Origin of the sequence: Celeribacter baekdonensis (genome assembly GCF_900102315.1) — a bacterium.
Lineage (GTDB): Bacteria > Pseudomonadota > Alphaproteobacteria > Rhodobacterales > Rhodobacteraceae > Celeribacter > Celeribacter baekdonensis.
Map to the genome: position 1 here is coordinate 97194 of NZ_FNBL01000002.1, position 15266 is coordinate 112459.

Genomic DNA, 15266 nt, shown 5'->3' on the forward strand with positions numbered 1-15266 from the left:
AGTCAGCGTTCCCCGCCCACGCGGGGATCAACCGATGTCTGACATCACGCCACAATCCCTGACCCAGCGTTCCCCGCCCACGCGGGGATCAACCGCATTGCTCATGGGCAATATTTCTCGATCGGGAACGCGATGATCATTACACCTGATCAGATGGATGAAATCCTGTTGCGGGAAGCATCGGGTCATCCAGCCCCCGTGGACTTTGACGGGCTGTCTGGCCGGAGAGGAACGGCGAAATGATCCGGCTCGTGAGTTCCAATGAACTGGCGCAATCGCTTGGATATTCGGCGGCGAATGATGCGTTTCGCTCATGGTGTGCCAAGTTGCGTATCACGCCAGTTCCGGGGCGTCGAGGTTACTACGATGAGGTGTTGGTCCGCCGCCGTCTGGATGAAGCGCAGGGGTTGTTAACGAAAGGGGCTGGTGAGGATAATGCTACGTCCTTTGTCGAAATGAGAAGGGCGCGCCGTGGAAAGAATTGAGTTGACAGGGGTTCATCGGGTTAAACGTAAGCTGGCGAACGGGCGCTATCGGGAGCGGCATTATGCACGGCGTGGCGGGCCTTGTTTTTGGTCCGATGACACGGCTTTCCCGAAATATAGCCCCGAATATTTTGCAGCTTTCGCGGCTTGTTCAACCCGACCGGTTGAGCAGAGTATCCTGACGAAGACGGTCGCAGACCAGTTTCTGGATTCAGCCGAATTCTTGAAGACGAAGCCCCGCACACAAAGCGACTACAAGAAATGGATCCTGCGGTTTCAGAAAGAATTCGCGGGAGACCCGTTTGCCATGTTCGCCGAGCCAGAATCACGCGGCGAAGTGTCTGAGTGGCGGCAACAGTGGGCATACTCGCCCAAGCAGTTCGACTATTGCGGTACGGTTGTCACGCGTTTCCTGAACTGGGCCGAGGACAACGGCAAGATCAGCCGCCATTTCTGCCACAAGTTGCCAAAGGTCTACGAGGCGGATCGGGCCGAGATCGTCTGGACACCAGCCGACGTTGATCTCTTTTGCCAAGCCGCCCCGGAATACGCTCGACGCATATTGATTTGCGCCTGTGAAACGGGGTTGCGCCCCGGCGATCTGGCGGGCCTCAACCGTGGACACATTCAGGCAACGAGGCATGGCCGTAGGCTGCGGGTGTGCACAAACAAGCGTAGCACGATCGCGACAATTCCGGTGTCCCGGAAGTTTGGGGCGTTGCTAGATGCGACGCCACGTGACCGGATGCTGATCCTCGTGGGCGACAAGGGGCAAAAGCTCGATGCAGAGAGCGCCTCGAAGGCGGTGAGCCGATGGCGCAATCGCATTCCAGAGCTGACCCCGGAGACCAAAGGCTTTGATCTTCGGCTCTACGACGCGCGCGGCACGGCGGCAACGCGGCTGCTGGGGGCTGGGTTGGGGCTGAACAACATTGCTTCGTACATGGGGTGGAGCATTCGCTACGCCAGCCAAGTGATCGAGCATTATGCGGTGATTTCCGAAGACGAAACCGACCGTGTGAAACGGGCGCAGGAAGCCGCCCAGAAGACCAAAAGTGGAACGAAACTGTAAACCGGCCTGTAAACGGTCGCACTCTCAAGGAGGCTATGATGACGCAAGTGCTTGAAAGGATATGGAGGCGAGTACCAGAATCGAACTGGTGTACACGGATTTGCAATCCGCTGCGTAACCACTCCGCCAACTCGCCGAAATGGTGAGGCGCTGTCTACAGCAAGGATAATTTCTGTGCAAGACGCCATTTGACAGGATTTTGCACAGGGGTGTGTGCGGTTGCATCCGTTTGGATGTGCATTGACGTGTTGCTCAGGCGGGCGGCTTGTGGCAAAACACGGTCAAAGACAATGAACGAAAGAGTTCAGCCATGCCAGACTTTGCCCAACTCCGTACAACGATGGTCGACACACAGGTGCGTCCGTCTGATGTGACCAAATTCCCGATCATCGAAGCGATGCTCACCACGCCGCGCGAAAATTTCGTGCCTGCGTCCAAACGTGATGGCGCCTATGTTGGCGAGCATGTGGATCTCGGGGGCGGGCGCGTTGTGTTGGATCCGCGGGTTTTGGCCAAGATGCTTGATGCGCTTAACATTCAAAACGATGAGCTGGTGCTCGATCTGGGCTGTGGCTTGGGCTATTCCTCGGCCGTGATGGCGCGGATGGCACAGGCGGTCGTGGCCGTTGAAGAAGACGAAGACATGGCCAAAGAGGCGGCCAGCGCGCTGTCCGACAATGGATCGGACAATGTGATCGTCGAAACCGGCCCGATCAGCGCGGGTGCGCCGCAGCACGGACCCTATGATGTGATAATCTTGCAAGGCGGTGTTGAAGAATTGCCGAGTGGCATTTTGGCCCAGTTGAAGGAAAAAGGGCGTATCTGCGCGATTTTTCTCGACGGAGCTCTTGGTATCGTTCGTATCGGATACAAATTAGAGGGTGAGATAACATGGCGCATGGTGTTCAACGCCACGGCACCTGTACTGTCCGGATTTGAAAAACACGCAGAGTTCGCGCTTTGACGCAGAACGTTCGATAGGCCGGGTCGGCCCCGGCGTTCGTAAGATAACAAAGGGGCTGAGGCCAATGAGCAAAACCACGGGATTCAAAAAGGTACTTTTTTCTGGCGCGGCGGTGCTGAGTCTGATGTCGGTGCCTTTTGCGGCGGCTGCTGAGACGCTTGGCGATGCTTTGGCGTCTGCCTATAAAAACTCCGGTCTTCTGGAGCAAAATCGCGCCACTTTGCGCGCCGCGGACGAGGGGGTGGCCGGTGCGTTGTCCAATCTGCGTCCGACCATCGCTTACAACTATTCGGGTTCAAAATCGTTTGGGTCCGATGGCAATGTCCTAAAAGATTGGTCTGAGACGCTCAGCTTTATCGCGTCGATGGAAATCTACACGTTTGGCCGCAACAAACTTTCTGTCGATCTGCAAAAAGAGGTGGTTTTGGCGACGCGCGCGGGCCTCGTGAATGTGGAACAACAGGTTTTGGCCAATGCGGTTTCCGCCTACCAAGATGTGCGCGAAGCTCAGGCGTTGGTGAACCTGCGCCAAAGTGCGGTGCGGTTGAACCAGCAAAACCTCAAAGCCTCGCAAGATCGGTTTGAGGTGGGTGAAATTACCCGTACACAAGTGTCGCAATATGAGGCGCAACTGGCCTCCGCCCGTGCAAGCCTTGCCGCCTCTCAGGGCAGCCTGTCTGCCGCGCGCGAGACCTATAAGGTCGCGATCGGCCATTATCCGAGCAACCTGTCAAATCCGCCCAGCATCCCGCTTCCGGCGAAAACGCTTGAGACGGCTGTGACGGTTGCCAAGCAAACCCACCCAGGGATCATTGCGTTGCAACACCAAGCGGCGGCGCAGGATATTGCGGTGGACATCGCGGAACGCAATCTGTTTCCCACAGTCGAGGGGCAGATCGCCCACTCCTACACCGACAGCTTGGATGCCAATGATGGCGTCACGAGTTTGAGCCTTGGTGTCTCTGGGCCGATCTATTCCGGCGGGGCCGTGTCTTCGGCGATCCGTGAAAGCATCGCCAACCGTGACGCCTCTCGGGCCGAGCTGTTACAAACCGCACGCGAAGTGGAACAGGGTGTGCGCACCAATTGGGCAATGTTGTCGGTTTATGCCGCCTCTGAGGAAGCCTCCAACGCTTATGTTCGTGCTCAACGCGTGGCCTATGATGGCGTCAAAGAAGAGGCCGATCTTGGCGCTTCGACCACTTTGGATGTGTTGAGCGCGGAACAAGACTTGCTCGATGCGCAGGTCTCCGCCATTCAGGCGCGCATTGCCCGCGAATCGCAATCCTATGCGGTGCTGCAATCGCTTGGCATGCTCACTGTGGATCAGTTGAAACTCAACGTCCCGGTCTATGATCCCGCCGCCTATTACAATGCGGTGAAAAACGCACCGACCCGTTATGTCAGCCCGCAAGGCGATAAATTGGATCGTGTGCTCGAAGGTTTGATGCGCAAATAAACGCAGCTTTTGCGGTGGCCCCCGTCTGACGGTTTTGCGGCGTCTTGCCCAGATCACCGTTTGGCGGGGGTTTTCTGCTTTCTGCGATCTCTTGTGTGTAACGCCGAAGCTGGCTACCATAAGCTGTAGTGAGTGAGGGAGTCGGGATGTCTGATCCGATGACGAATATGGATGCGGAGGACGTGCTTGCGTCGATCCGGCGTTTGGTGGCTGAGACCCATAGTCATCATGGTGGTCCCTCTGGTGGCTCCCAATCTGCAGCGCAGGTTGAGGCGCCTGTTCGCTCTCAGGGACCGGCCGCTTTGATCCTGACGCCAGATTTTCGCGTTGCCCAAGACCCCGTTCAGCCGCAGGATATAGGGCCCTCCGAGGGCGAGGTCGCCGCAGAGGCCGTGGCGCAGCCCAAGACAGACACGCAGCCGTTGATCCTTTCGATGGATCAGGCGGTTTCGCTGCCCGGAGATGCGCAAAAGACCCCCGAGGAAAATTTGACAGAGGCGCAAGCGCCGCATCTTTTGACAGAGGCGCAAGCGCCGAACTTGGAGCTTGAAACTCTGGTCGCACAAGAGATCGCTGACGAGATCGAAGATGCAGCGCAGGAGGCGGATTGGGCCGCCCGGTTCGACGACACCCCAGATGTCGAGGCCGCGGCCCATGTGTCGCGGCTGACTTTGGAACAGCGGATTGCCGAACTTGAAACGGCTGTGGGGGCGCAGTCCTATGAGTGGGAGCCGGATGGGTCTGAGGATCTTGAGGCGGAAATTCCGCGGTCCATGCCGCGTGCCTTTGCCGAACCCGGAGCCCGCGTGCTTCATTTCCGTGTCCCGCAGGAGGATGACCCCGCGATGAGCCCGTCTGACCAAGGCCACGATCACCACGATCACCACGATCACATTGACGATGCCGAAGTGATCGAGGAAACCCCCGCCGCGCCCACGGCCGCCGCGATTGATGATTTTCCACCGACGCAAGAGGCGGAGATCGAAGACATGGCTGCGGCTGAAGAGGTGGCAGCCGATCCCGATCCGAGCCTTGAGGAAGAGCTGGCTTTGGCCGGTTATGCCGACGAAGACATGATGGATGAGGAGGCCCTGCGCGAATTGGTGGCGCAGGTGATCCGCGAGGAATTGCAAGGTGCGATGGGCGAACGCATCACGCGCAACGTCCGCCGTCTGGTGCGCCGCGAGGTGCAGCGTGCGCTGACCCTGCGTGAATTCGAATAATTATATCTCTGAACTGAGGGCGTAGAGCGTATCGAGGTCCAAATGGGCCTCGATGTGATCTGCGAGCGCCTCAAGGGTCGCGTCGACGCCGCCGTCGAAATCTGACATTCCATCGCTCAGGCCAAACCGCGCCAGATAGCCGTTGCGGAACCTGTCGCTGGCAAACAGCCCGTGCAAATAACAGCCCATGATCCGCCCATCCGCCGACATCGCGCCCTCGGACCGCGCGCCGTCTTGGTCGTGCAACAACAGCCACGCCCGCGCGCAATCGGCCCCCTCCGTGCGACCGATGTGGATTTCATAGGCGGTCACGCGCGCGCCGGTGGCACGCTCGGTTGCGGTGACCTCAGCCAGGCGTTTGTTGCCTGACATCACCGTCTCCACCTGCAATAGCCCAAGTCCGGGATGTCGCCCGGCGTGGCCTTCGATCCCGTCCGGGTCGTCAATCCATTGGCCAAGCATCTGATACCCGCCGCAAATTCCCATCACATGGCCGCCACGACGGACATGAGCCAATAGGTCGATGTCCCAGCCTTGGGCGCGGAAAAATGCCAAATCGCCGATGGTTGATTTTGATCCGGGGATCAGAACAAGATCGGCATCCCCCGGCAGGGCGTGGCCGGGTTCGATGATCTGAACAGTCACATTCGGCTCAGCGGCCAGCGGGTCGAGGTCGTCGAAATTGGCGATGCGCGACAGTTTTGGCACGGCGATTTTGATCACGCCAGAACCGCGTGAGGTGATGTCCATCACGTCCTCTGCGGGCAGGCGATGGGCCTGATCGAACCATGGCAAGGTGCCCAGATCGGCCCATCCTGTGGCCTCGATAATGGCGCGCGTCCCGCCCGCAAACAGGCTGACATCGCCGCGAAACTTGTTGATGGCAAAGGCTTTGATCCGGTCACGGTCGGCCTTTGGCAGGACCGTGTAGGTGCCGACGAGCTGCGCAATGACACCACCGCGATCAATATCGCCGATCAGTACCACGGGCACATTCGCCGCCTCGGCAAACCCCATATTGGCAATGTCGCCGGCGCGCAGGTTGATCTCCGCCGGGCTGCCCGCGCCTTCGATCACGACGAGATCGACGCCTTTGGCAAGGCGGTGAAAACTCTCCATGACTGCGGGCATCAATGTGGCTTTCATTGAGCCGTAATCGCGGGCTTTGAGGGTGTCGATCCGTTGCCCCTGAACCACGATCTGCGCGCCGACATCGGTTTCGGGTTTGAGTAAAACGGGGTTCATGTCGGAGTGCGGTCGCAGACCACAGGCGCGGGCCTGAAGCGCCTGCGCCCGGCCAATTTCGCCGCCATCTTCGGTGACAGCGGCGTTGTTGGACATGTTTTGCGGCTTGAACGGCGCGACTTTAAGCCCTCTGCGGGTCATGGCGCGCGCGATGCCCGCGACCAACATGGATTTGCCCACATTCGAGCCCGCGCCTTGGATCATGATCGCTTTGGTCACGCCGCTGTCCCTCTTCTTTTGGTTTTAAGAGGAGTATTTGAACTGCGTTGAAGACGAAAGCCAAATGCGCAAAGCCTCAGTCGTCATCGGGGCCGCGGCGTTTGAGATCGGGGTAGGGGGTGCCGTCGAGGTGGTGGTAGAACGTGTCTGAGGCGGTGTCCGCCATCAGGTCCAGCCCCGGATAAAAGGCGCGTTCGCCGGCGATGCGTGACCCGACCTCTAACACGATCACGTCGCTATCGCTGCGGTTTTGCAGGCAATGGCCGATCTCTTCACCCGCCTTGAAACCGGCGCAATCGCCGGGGGAGAGTTGTTCTTCGGTGTCGCCATAGACCAGGGTCGGATGGCCAGAGATGATATAGATGAACTCGTCTTCTTTTTCATGCCAATGGGGCAGGGCGGACCATGTGCCGGGGGGCAGGGTCGTCATGTTGACGCCAAATTGCGTCAGCCCGGCCGTGTCACCCAGCGCGCGTTTGACACGGGCACGGGTGTTGGTGTGGTGGGGTGGGGGATAAAGCGTACCGGTTTTGGCGGCGATTGAGGGGATGTCGATTTTCTTGTGAGACATGCGCGAACTCCATCAGGTTTAACCATGGGTGCGGGCAGTATGACGGCATGACGGCAAAAGAAAAGACGCGCCAGCGAGCAGCATGGCGCGTCTTCTTCAGAAATAGCAGCGGGATCGGAGCGCTTAGGCAGCTTCCGCCTGTGCGTTGCGGCGTTCGCTTTCTTCGCGTGACAGCGCGACAGAGGTACGAATGCCTTTCGACACAAATTCCATCAGGCCGGAGACCACGCGTTCACACGGGTCGATCCCGGCACAGGACAAAACTTCGCGCCCATCACGGGAGCGTGCCCAACGGGCGATTTGTTCCGGGCCGTTGCCGTATTTCTTATCATCGGCGATCGCATCATCGAGTGCAGCCAACACAACAGCCGCAAAAAGTTTGCGGGCGCGTTGTCCTTGCTCATAGTTGAATGCGGTGCCATCAACGAACTCAGCCATGGTTTTTCCTTGTTTTATTGCTCTTGTCTTTCTGGCGTGCGGGCCCTTATGACAGGTTTGTGTCGATTCGGATACGACGCATTTGCATGGCGCCTATGCGTTTTATGCATAAGTTCAGGCGCTAACATTTTCGCAAACGGATCGAATCTTGCGCAGGTGCCGCCAGAGGACTGCCTTGTCAGCCTGCCCTTGGACGGATATAGGGTGCGAAACTCATTCTTCAACCAACGGCCACGGTTAGACATATGCCCAAAATCAACGGTAACGAAATCCGCCCCGGCAACGTGCTGGAACATGACGGGGGCCTGTGGGCCGCTGTAAAAGTCGATCACGTCAAACCCGGCAAGGGCGGCGCCTTTGCTCAGGTCGAGATGAAGAACCTGCGGGACGGGCGCAAGCTCAACGAACGGTTCCGCTCCGCCGATAAGGTCGAGCGCGTGCGTTTGGAGCAAAAGGACATGCAATTCCTCTATGAGAGCGACGGCATGTTGACGATCATGGACATGGAAACCTACGATCAGGTTGAAATGCCCGCCGATATTCTGGGCGATCGCCGTCCGTTTTTGCAAGATGGCATGACCATCGTGGTGGAATTCCATGACTCTGAGGCGCTGAACGCGACGCTGCCGCAAAAGGTGATCTGCAAGATTGTGGAAACCGAGCCGGTGGTCAAAGGACAGACCGCTGCGAATTCGTTTAAGCCTGCGATCTTGGACAATGGTGTGCGTGTGATGGTGCCGCCGTTCGTTGGCCAAGACGAGGACATTGTGGTCAACACCGAGACGATGGAATATTCTGAACGCGCCTAAGCGATCCAGCAAAGGCAGACAGACAAAAGGCGGCTCCCGGCGGGCCGCTTTTTTATGTGCGATTCTTTGCACAGGCTCAGATCAATGCAGCCATGTTGCAACGGGGGGAAACTTTGCTCAGTTGCCACAGGAGGATGTTATGACAGAAGCCAGTCTCGCGAAAAGCCGTCTTATCTACACTCTGACCGCCATCAACCCGGACACGGGGCAGGGGTTGCGCGCGCGCATCGACAACCCAACGGAGATCACCATCCTGTTTGCCGATGATGACGAAGAGGTCGCGCGGGTTACGATGGGGCCGGAGGGTGTGCCTGATTTGACGATTTTGGACCCGAAATTGCGCACGCCCGAACATGCGGCCAACTGCCTTAAGGAATGTGCGCGCGGCTGCAATGGCGATATGTTGTGCGTGGCAGGGTGCGCCTTGGAATGTGCGACGATCATCATCTGAGCGTCGCGGTGTTTTAACGCGCTGACGGAGTAAACGATTAGCCCTTTCGCAATCCAAGGATGGCGCGCGCTTGCGCAGGCGTCGCGATGGGGCGTTTGTGACGCTGGGCGGCAAGGACAGCCAGTTCGACCAAGGCGGCATTGGACGGGGCCAATGTGTCGCGATCAAGACGGATGTTGTCCTCAAGCCCGGTGCGCAGGTGGCCCCCGGCGGCGGCGGCCCATTCGTTGAGCTCAAGTTGATGACGCCCGACACCGGCGGCACACCACGGGGTGTTTTCGCCAAACAGGTGTTTCACCGTCTCGACGTAGAAATCAAACACGCGCTTGTCGGCGGGCATGGCGTTTTTGACGCCCATGACGAATTGCACATAGGGCGTGCCTTTGATCTGGCCGCGATCTGCCATCAGTTTGGCCTGATAGATGTGTGAAAGATCAAAGGCTTCAATTTCAGGTTTGACACCGTAGGTGATCATTTCAGAGGCCAGCCAATCGACAAGGTCGGGCGGATTTTCATAGACGCGAGTCGGGAAATTGTTCGAGCCAACGGAGAGGGAGGCCATCGGTGGGCGCAGGGACAACATGCCGCCACGGGTTTTGCCCGCCCCGGATCGACCGCCGGTCGACAGTTGCACAATCATGCCGGGACAATGGGTTTGAATGCCCTCTTTGAGCCGCGCGAACCGGTCCGGGTCCGAGGTCGGTTTGCCGTCGTCATCGCGGACATGGCAATGGGCGATGCTGGCCCCGGCCTCATAGGCCTCATGGGTGGATTCGATTTGCTCCGCCACGGTGATTGGCACCGCCGGATTGTCGGCCTTGGTCGGCAAAGAGCCGGTGATCGCAACGCAAATGATACAGGGCGTGGTCATCGGCTGCCCCACCGTTTGAAAAAAATGGCCCGCACGTTTGTCCTCCCTGACATCATATATGATGATCATGCCTGAGCAGGGTAGATTTGAAAAGTTAAGACTTTGCTGTCGCTTAAGCGGAAATTTCCGCATCCCCGGCGCGCAGCGGGCCCGTTGCACGATCAAAGCGCAGATAGGCGATGGCGTGGCCACCGGATTGGGTGAACAAAACGCCCGCAGATTTTCCATCCACAGTGGTGATCTCGGTGCCGACGGGGGCGGAGCCGGTGATCGTCACACGCGCAAGGCCTTTGCGCAGGTCGGTTTTGTGTTTCATCCGGGCGGTGATCTCTTGGCCGACATAACAGCCCTTTTTGAAATCGACACCGTTCAGGCGCTCAAATCCGGCCTCTAAAATAAAGGTGTTGGGGGTCAGTTCGATCCCGGTCTCGGGCACGCAATGTGCCACCCGCACCGCGTCCCAATCGACCTCTTGCGAGGGTCGGCCATCATAGGCGCGCCATCCCATGTCAGGGGTGCGCGGGTCGGTGACAGCGCCTTCGGGCGTGTCCCCGAGGCCCCGAGACACCTTGCGCCCGGTCAATGTCAAAGTCACTTTGGAGCGCAGTTTGTACATGGTCAGGCGTTTCAAAAGCGCCTCGGCCTCGGATTGCACCACATCCAAAAGCACGGTCTCGCCTTCGGGGATCAAAAAGAAATCGACGATGAATTTGCCCTGTGGTGACAAAAGCGCGGCATAGACTGGCCCATGGTCCAGATGGCGCAGATCGTTGGACACAAGCCCTTGCAGAAAATGGATGCGGTCCTCGCCGGTGATCTCAATGACGCTGCGTGCGGATGTGTCTGTCATGCTCATTCCCCTTTTTCTTCTCTTCATATAGGAAGGAAAAGAGCCACGAAAAGCGGGAAACACATGCGCGCGCCGATCTCTGTCATTATCCCGACCCTGAATGCCACACCAAAGCTGCGCGACACCATGCTCTCTTTGATGGAGGGTTTGGATGCGGGCTTGGTCCGGGAATTGATCCTGACTGATGGTGGCTCGACCGATGGGGTTGAGAAAATGGCCGATTTTGTTGGCGCCGAGTTGATCATCGGCGCTCCGTCGCGCGGTGGGCAACTCAAACGCGGGGCACAGGCGGCTCAGGGCGATTGGTTGTTGTTCCTGCATGCCGACACATGGTTGTCCGAAGGTTGGGCCGAGGCGACGGTGGTCCATCTGGCGCATGGCTATGACAAGGCTATGGTGTATTCTCTGGGGTTTCGCGAGGCCAAGGGGATAGGGGCGAAATGGACCGCAGGCTGGGCCAATCTGCGGACCAGATGGTTTGATCTGCCTTATGGCGATCAGGCGCTTTTGATCTCGCGCGACATGTATGATGAGATCGGTGGCTTTGACGACATTCCACTGATGGAAGACGTGGCCATGGCGCGCAAACTCAAGGGCCGGATCGCGCTTAGTCCTTTGCGCGTCCAAACAGACCCAGTACGTTACCAAACACACGGCTGGTTGCGGCAAGGAGGCCGGAACCTTGTCCGTCTTCTGCGCTACCGGCTGGGCGCGACCCCTTCAAAGCTCGCCCAGTCCTACCGTCGCTGACGGTGCGGCCATCGGCATATTGCAGGCGATAGAGATCGGCATAAAGCCCGCCACGCGCCAAGAGTTCGTCATGGGTGCCCTCGTCCACGACCTGGCCCTTGTCCATCACCACAATCTTATGCGCATTGCGAATGGTCGAGAGCCGGTGGGCGATGACCAAAGTGGTGCGGTCCTTGGACAGGGTCTCAAGCGCGGTTTGAACCACCTTTTCCGATTGCGCATCAAGGGCAGAGGTCGCTTCATCGAGCAACAACACCGGACGGTTGCGCAGCACGGCACGGGCAATCGCCACCCGTTGCCGTTGTCCACCCGAAAGCCCCGATCCGCGCGGGCCGACCTGGGTGTCGAGGCCATCGTCGAGTTTGGGGATGAAATCATCAACATGGGCGGCTTTGAGGGCGGCGTTGAGTTTGGTCTCATCCGCTTTCGCCCCCATCAAGACATTGTCGCGCAGGCTTTCGTCAAACAACAGCGCGTCTTGCGAGACCACCGAATAGAGGCCGCGCAGATCGGGCAGGGACAGATCCGTTGTGGCGACCCCGCCGATGGAAATGGTGCCGGCCTGTGGGTCCGCGAGCCGTGTCATCAGGTTGAACACGGTGGATTTCCCGGCCCCGGAGGCCCCGACCAAAGCGGTGGTTTTCCCGGCCTCTGCGGTGAAGGTCGTGCCGTTCAACACGGGGGCGTCAGCATAGGCAAAACGCACGTTTTCAAACCGGATGTCGGCGTCTTTGGCGGCGATGGGCAGGGCTTTGGGCGTTGGTGGTGACGTGATTTCGGGCCGCTCGGCAAAGATCGCATGAATGCGCTCCAACGACGCCCGCGCCGCCTGCCAGACGCCCGAGACATTGCCCAAACGCCGCAACGGTTCAAACACCAAGGCCATGGCGGTGAAAAACGACATGAATTCGCCGACGGTTTTGGTGCCGTCGATGATCTGATGGCCGCCGTAAAGCAACACGCCGAAAAAGCCAAAGCCCGCGACGATGTCCATCAGCGCCGGAATGCCCGCTTGTCCCGCTTCGGATTTGATTTGCGAGGCGACGAAGTGATTGATTTCGTCGTGAAAGCGATCTGCCTCGCGGGTTTCCGTGCCCGAGAGTTTGATCGTGGTCGCGCCGTGGAAAATCTCGTCCAACCGGGTCGACACGCGGGCCGAGGCCTGACGCGCGCTGCGCGTGGTGCGGCGCACGAGGTTTTGCAAAACCGTCACCGGAACGGCCAACAGGGGTGCCCCCGCCACAGCGATCAACGTCCAGCGCCAATCGACCAAAACCGCCACGGTCAGCAGCGACAAGAGCGAAATGAGATCCCGGCCCAAGGCCGCAAGCACTGTGCCCCAGACGCCTGAGACGGCGGCGCTGTCGCCGCGGGTGCGTTCGATCAGGGTGCCGGGAGGGTGGTCCTGGAAAAAGCGACCATCGAGGGTCAGCATATGCGCGACAAGCCGGGCCTGTAGGGTCGCGGACACTTTTTGGCCGACCACGGCCATGATGACCCGGTGACTGAAGGACGCGATCGCACGGGCGGTGAAGACGCCAAAAACGGCAAGCGCCACCCAAATAATGGCATCGCCGTTTTGCGCCACCAAGACCCGGTCGAACATCGGTTTGATCAGATAGGACAGCGCCCCCAACATCGCGCCTTCGAGGGCCATAAACACCAAAGCCACCGCCACCAACACCACATAACGGCGCAAATAATCGCGCCAAAGCCACACGATCAAGATGCGTGAACTGGTGTCCGGGATGATGGGGGCGGGCGTGCTCATCGGGGCGCTTTCTTAGGGGAAGGACCGCATGGTTTTGAAGGTGCGAGCCTTTTCAATGTCATAACGGGTCTCAAACCAGTCCCGGATCGGGATCGGGCCATGGGCTTTGAGATCGGCCTCATAGAGATCAAGGATATGATCCAAAATGCCGGTTTTCGTGCTTTTGAGATGCATGAACCGCAGGCTCAACATCTTTTTGGCCTCTTTGATCGAGGCGCCCTCACAGTGCAACAGATAGAGCGCCGAGGCCAGCCCCGCCCGGTCTGCGCCGGATTTGCAATGGATCAAGAACGGTTTCGGGATCGAGGCCAAAAGGTCGATCAATGCGACGTAGTCTTTGCCCGACAGGGCTCCGCGCGCGGCGGCTTTGTTGGTGGTGATCAATGTGATCCCATGTTCGGCACAGGCTTGTTTTTCCAGCAACATGAACGACAGGTCCTTGTCGCCGCGCAGGCTCAGGATGGTTTTGATCCCCATCTGGGCATAGCGTTTGATCCGCGCAGGCGAGGGCTGATTGGATCGCCACACGCCGGGCGCGATCTCGTACAGGTTGGTCCAGATCCCGCGCAGAAACGCATGGTCAAACAGGTGAAAATGCCACATCGCAAGCCTGCGGGTGCGTGGTGTGGACACGTCATTGCCAAACTGGCCGACCTCACCGCGCTCGAGCCTTTTGAACCCTCTTTTTAGCGTCTTGAACATCAGGGCTCCGATTGAAAAATCATCGCGCCTCTTTATCGTCCTTTGCCCGCCGGGGCAAGCAAGGCGGGCGCATGGGTCATCAAGGGTGGGGTTCCTCAAATCCTGCGCACCCCTCTGTGACATGAGCGACAATTGACGGGACCGCTTTGGGGCGATACCGCTTGGGCCTGATATGAGTTTGAGGACAGCCCATGACACTTGCCAACGGTCGCCATTACCTTGCCATTCCCGGCCCTTCTGTGATCCCCGATCCGGTGCTTCAGGCCATGCATCGCCCGGCGCCGAATATTTATACTGGCGAGTTGGTCGATCTGACCCATAGTCTCGTGCCCGATCTCAACAAGATCGCGGGCACAGCACACAACATGGCGTTTTATATCTCCAACGGCCATGGGCTTTGGGAAGCCTCGCTCACCAATATGATCTCGCGCGGGGACAAGGTTTTGGTCTGTGCGACGGGCAATTTTGGTCATGGCTGGGCCGATGTTGCGGCCCGTTTGGGGGCCAAGGTTGAAGTGATCGAATTTGGCAAACAGGCCCCGATTGATCCCGCCCGTTTGGAAGCCGCCCTGCGGGCCGACACGGCGCATGAGATCAAAGCGGTTTTGGTCACCCATGTCGACACCGCCACCTCGGTGCGCAATGATATCGGTCTGGCACGCCAAGCGATTGATGCCGCCGGCCACCCGGCGATTTATGCCGTTGATGCGATTGCCTCGCTGGGCTGTGAGCGGTTTGAGATGGACGCCTGGGGCGTCGATGTGATGATCGCCGCCTCGCAAAAGGGGCTGATGACCCCTCCGGGTCTGGGCTTTGTCTGGTTCTCAGATAAGGCGCTTGAGGCGGGGCGCAATGTCGATCTGCGCACGCCATATTGGGCTTGGGAAACCCGCGCCAATCCGGTGCATCTCTATGAATATTTCGACGGCACACCGCCGACCCATCATCTCTATGGTCTGCGCCAAGCCGTTGATATGATTTTGGAAGAGGGCTTGGACAACGTATATGCCCGCCATGAAATCCTGGCGCGCGCCTATTGGGCGGCGGTGGATCATTGGGGCGCACCGTTGCATTTCAACATCGCGGACCCTGCGGCGCGCTCCCATGCGGTCACGACCTTGGGCCTCGCAGCCCCCGCGGCCACGCAATTGCGCACTTGGCTGACCGAACATCTCGGCATCACGCTGGGGATTTCCTTGGGCTTTGGCGACATTGGCTCGGCCGAATCTGATGGCTATTTCCGCATTGGCCACATGGGCCACATCAACGCCCATATGGTGCTTGGCATCATCGGCGCGATCGAAACCGCCTTTGTCGCGCTCAACATCCCGCATCACGACGGCGGGTCGGTGGCTGCGGCTAAACTTTTGGCTTCGCGGGTATAAC

15 protein-coding genes, 1 tRNA gene and 1 pseudogene are annotated in these 15266 nt (G+C 58.8%); 9 read left to right on the plus strand and 8 right to left on the minus strand.

Annotation, left to right across the window (positions count from 1 at the left end; translation table 11 throughout):
• Window positions 1–239 precede the first annotated feature (239 nt).
• Both BLT54_RS04590 and BLT54_RS04595 read left to right on the plus strand, forming a co-directional pair.
• The gene (locus BLT54_RS04590; protein ID WP_074641721.1) at window positions 240–485 is read left to right on the plus strand and encodes a hypothetical protein; all 246 of its coding nucleotides are present in this window, start codon (window positions 240–242) and stop codon (window positions 483–485) included.
• Window positions 472–1557: a tyrosine-type recombinase/integrase gene (locus BLT54_RS04595; protein WP_245707948.1), complete on the plus strand. Its 1086-nt coding sequence runs from the start codon at window positions 472–474 to the stop codon at window positions 1555–1557. Before BLT54_RS04590 ends, BLT54_RS04595 begins: the two co-directional genes overlap by 14 nt.
• Before the next feature lie 62 nt (window positions 1558–1619).
• Here BLT54_RS04595 and BLT54_RS04600 read toward each other — a convergent pair.
• Window positions 1620–1693 (minus strand) — tRNA-Cys (locus BLT54_RS04600).
• A gap of 174 nt (window positions 1694–1867) precedes the next feature.
• Here BLT54_RS04600 and BLT54_RS04605 point away from each other — a divergent pair.
• The 3 genes from BLT54_RS04605 (at window position 1868) to BLT54_RS04615 (ending at window position 5203) form a co-directional block, all read left to right on the plus strand.
• Window positions 1868–2521 (plus strand): protein-L-isoaspartate O-methyltransferase family protein, encoded by a 654-nt coding sequence (locus tag BLT54_RS04605; RefSeq protein WP_074641724.1) that lies wholly within the window; start codon window positions 1868–1870, stop codon window positions 2519–2521.
• Between the two features lie 64 nt (window positions 2522–2585).
• On the plus strand, window positions 2586–3980 hold the full coding sequence (locus BLT54_RS04610; RefSeq protein WP_074641726.1) for a TolC family outer membrane protein: 1395 nt from the start codon (window positions 2586–2588) through the stop codon (window positions 3978–3980).
• A 146-nt stretch (window positions 3981–4126) separates the two neighbouring features.
• Window positions 4127–5203, plus strand: a complete 1077-nt coding sequence (locus BLT54_RS04615; RefSeq protein WP_074641729.1) for a hypothetical protein — start codon at window positions 4127–4129, stop codon at window positions 5201–5203.
• Here BLT54_RS04615 and BLT54_RS04620 read toward each other — a convergent pair whose 3' ends face one another.
• The 3 genes from BLT54_RS04620 to BLT54_RS04630 form a co-directional block, all read right to left on the minus strand.
• Window positions 5204–6667, minus strand: a complete 1464-nt coding sequence (locus BLT54_RS04620) for a cobyric acid synthase (RefSeq protein ID WP_074641731.1) — start codon at window positions 6665–6667, stop codon at window positions 5204–5206.
• A 76-nt stretch (window positions 6668–6743) separates the two neighbouring features.
• On the minus strand, window positions 6744–7238 hold the full coding sequence (locus tag BLT54_RS04625; protein WP_074641733.1) for a cupin domain-containing protein: 495 nt from the start codon (window positions 7236–7238) through the stop codon (window positions 6744–6746).
• A 123-nt stretch (window positions 7239–7361) separates the two neighbouring features.
• A complete protein-coding gene (locus tag BLT54_RS04630) occupies window positions 7362–7676 on the minus strand; it encodes a DUF6280 family protein (RefSeq protein ID WP_009571018.1) in 315 nt (104 codons plus the stop codon).
• A 245-nt stretch (window positions 7677–7921) separates the two neighbouring features.
• Here BLT54_RS04630 and efp point away from each other — a divergent pair, with 245 nt between their 5' ends.
• Window positions 7922–8485 carry an elongation factor P gene (gene efp, locus BLT54_RS04635; RefSeq protein WP_009571017.1) on the plus strand — a complete coding sequence of 188 codons (564 nt, stop codon included), beginning with the start codon at window positions 7922–7924 and terminating at the stop codon, window positions 8483–8485.
• A gap of 139 nt (window positions 8486–8624) precedes the next feature.
• The gene (locus BLT54_RS04640) at window positions 8625–8936 is read left to right on the plus strand and encodes a hypothetical protein (protein ID WP_074641735.1); all 312 of its coding nucleotides are present in this window, start codon (window positions 8625–8627) and stop codon (window positions 8934–8936) included.
• Between the two features lie 37 nt (window positions 8937–8973).
• Here the strand turns inward: BLT54_RS04640 and BLT54_RS04645 are convergent, their stop codons facing one another.
• Together BLT54_RS04645 and ygfZ are read right to left on the minus strand one after the other, a co-directional pair.
• Window positions 8974–9807 (minus strand): 3-oxoadipate:acetyl-CoA acetyltransferase, encoded by an 834-nt coding sequence (locus BLT54_RS04645; protein ID WP_074642409.1) that lies wholly within the window; start codon window positions 9805–9807, stop codon window positions 8974–8976.
• 112 nt (window positions 9808–9919) lie between these two features.
• Complete coding sequence (ygfZ, locus tag BLT54_RS04650; RefSeq protein WP_074641737.1) at window positions 9920–10657, minus strand: CAF17-like 4Fe-4S cluster assembly/insertion protein YgfZ; 738 nt, start codon at window positions 10655–10657, stop codon at window positions 9920–9922.
• Between the two features lie 63 nt (window positions 10658–10720).
• On the opposite strand from ygfZ, the pseudogene BLT54_RS04655 reads away from it, so the two are divergent.
• Window positions 10721–11338 (plus strand): annotated as a pseudogene (locus BLT54_RS04655) (glycosyltransferase); the annotation flags it as partial.
• On the opposite strand, the gene BLT54_RS04660 reads toward BLT54_RS04655, so the two are convergent.
• Together BLT54_RS04660 and BLT54_RS04665 are read right to left on the minus strand one after the other, a co-directional pair.
• Entirely contained in the window at window positions 11265–13178 is a 1914-nt protein-coding gene (locus BLT54_RS04660) for an ABC transporter ATP-binding protein (protein WP_074641741.1), read from the minus strand. The pseudogene BLT54_RS04655 and the gene BLT54_RS04660 sit on opposite strands and share 74 nt — an antisense overlap.
• 12 nt (window positions 13179–13190) lie before the next feature.
• Window positions 13191–13880, minus strand: a complete 690-nt coding sequence (locus BLT54_RS04665; protein ID WP_074641743.1) for a phosphatase domain-containing protein — start codon at window positions 13878–13880, stop codon at window positions 13191–13193.
• A 191-nt stretch (window positions 13881–14071) separates the two neighbouring features.
• Here BLT54_RS04665 and BLT54_RS04670 point away from each other — a divergent pair, with 191 nt between their 5' ends.
• The gene (locus BLT54_RS04670) at window positions 14072–15265 is read left to right on the plus strand and encodes a pyridoxal-phosphate-dependent aminotransferase family protein (protein ID WP_074641745.1); all 1194 of its coding nucleotides are present in this window, start codon (window positions 14072–14074) and stop codon (window positions 15263–15265) included.
• Window position 15266 lies beyond the last annotated feature (1 nt).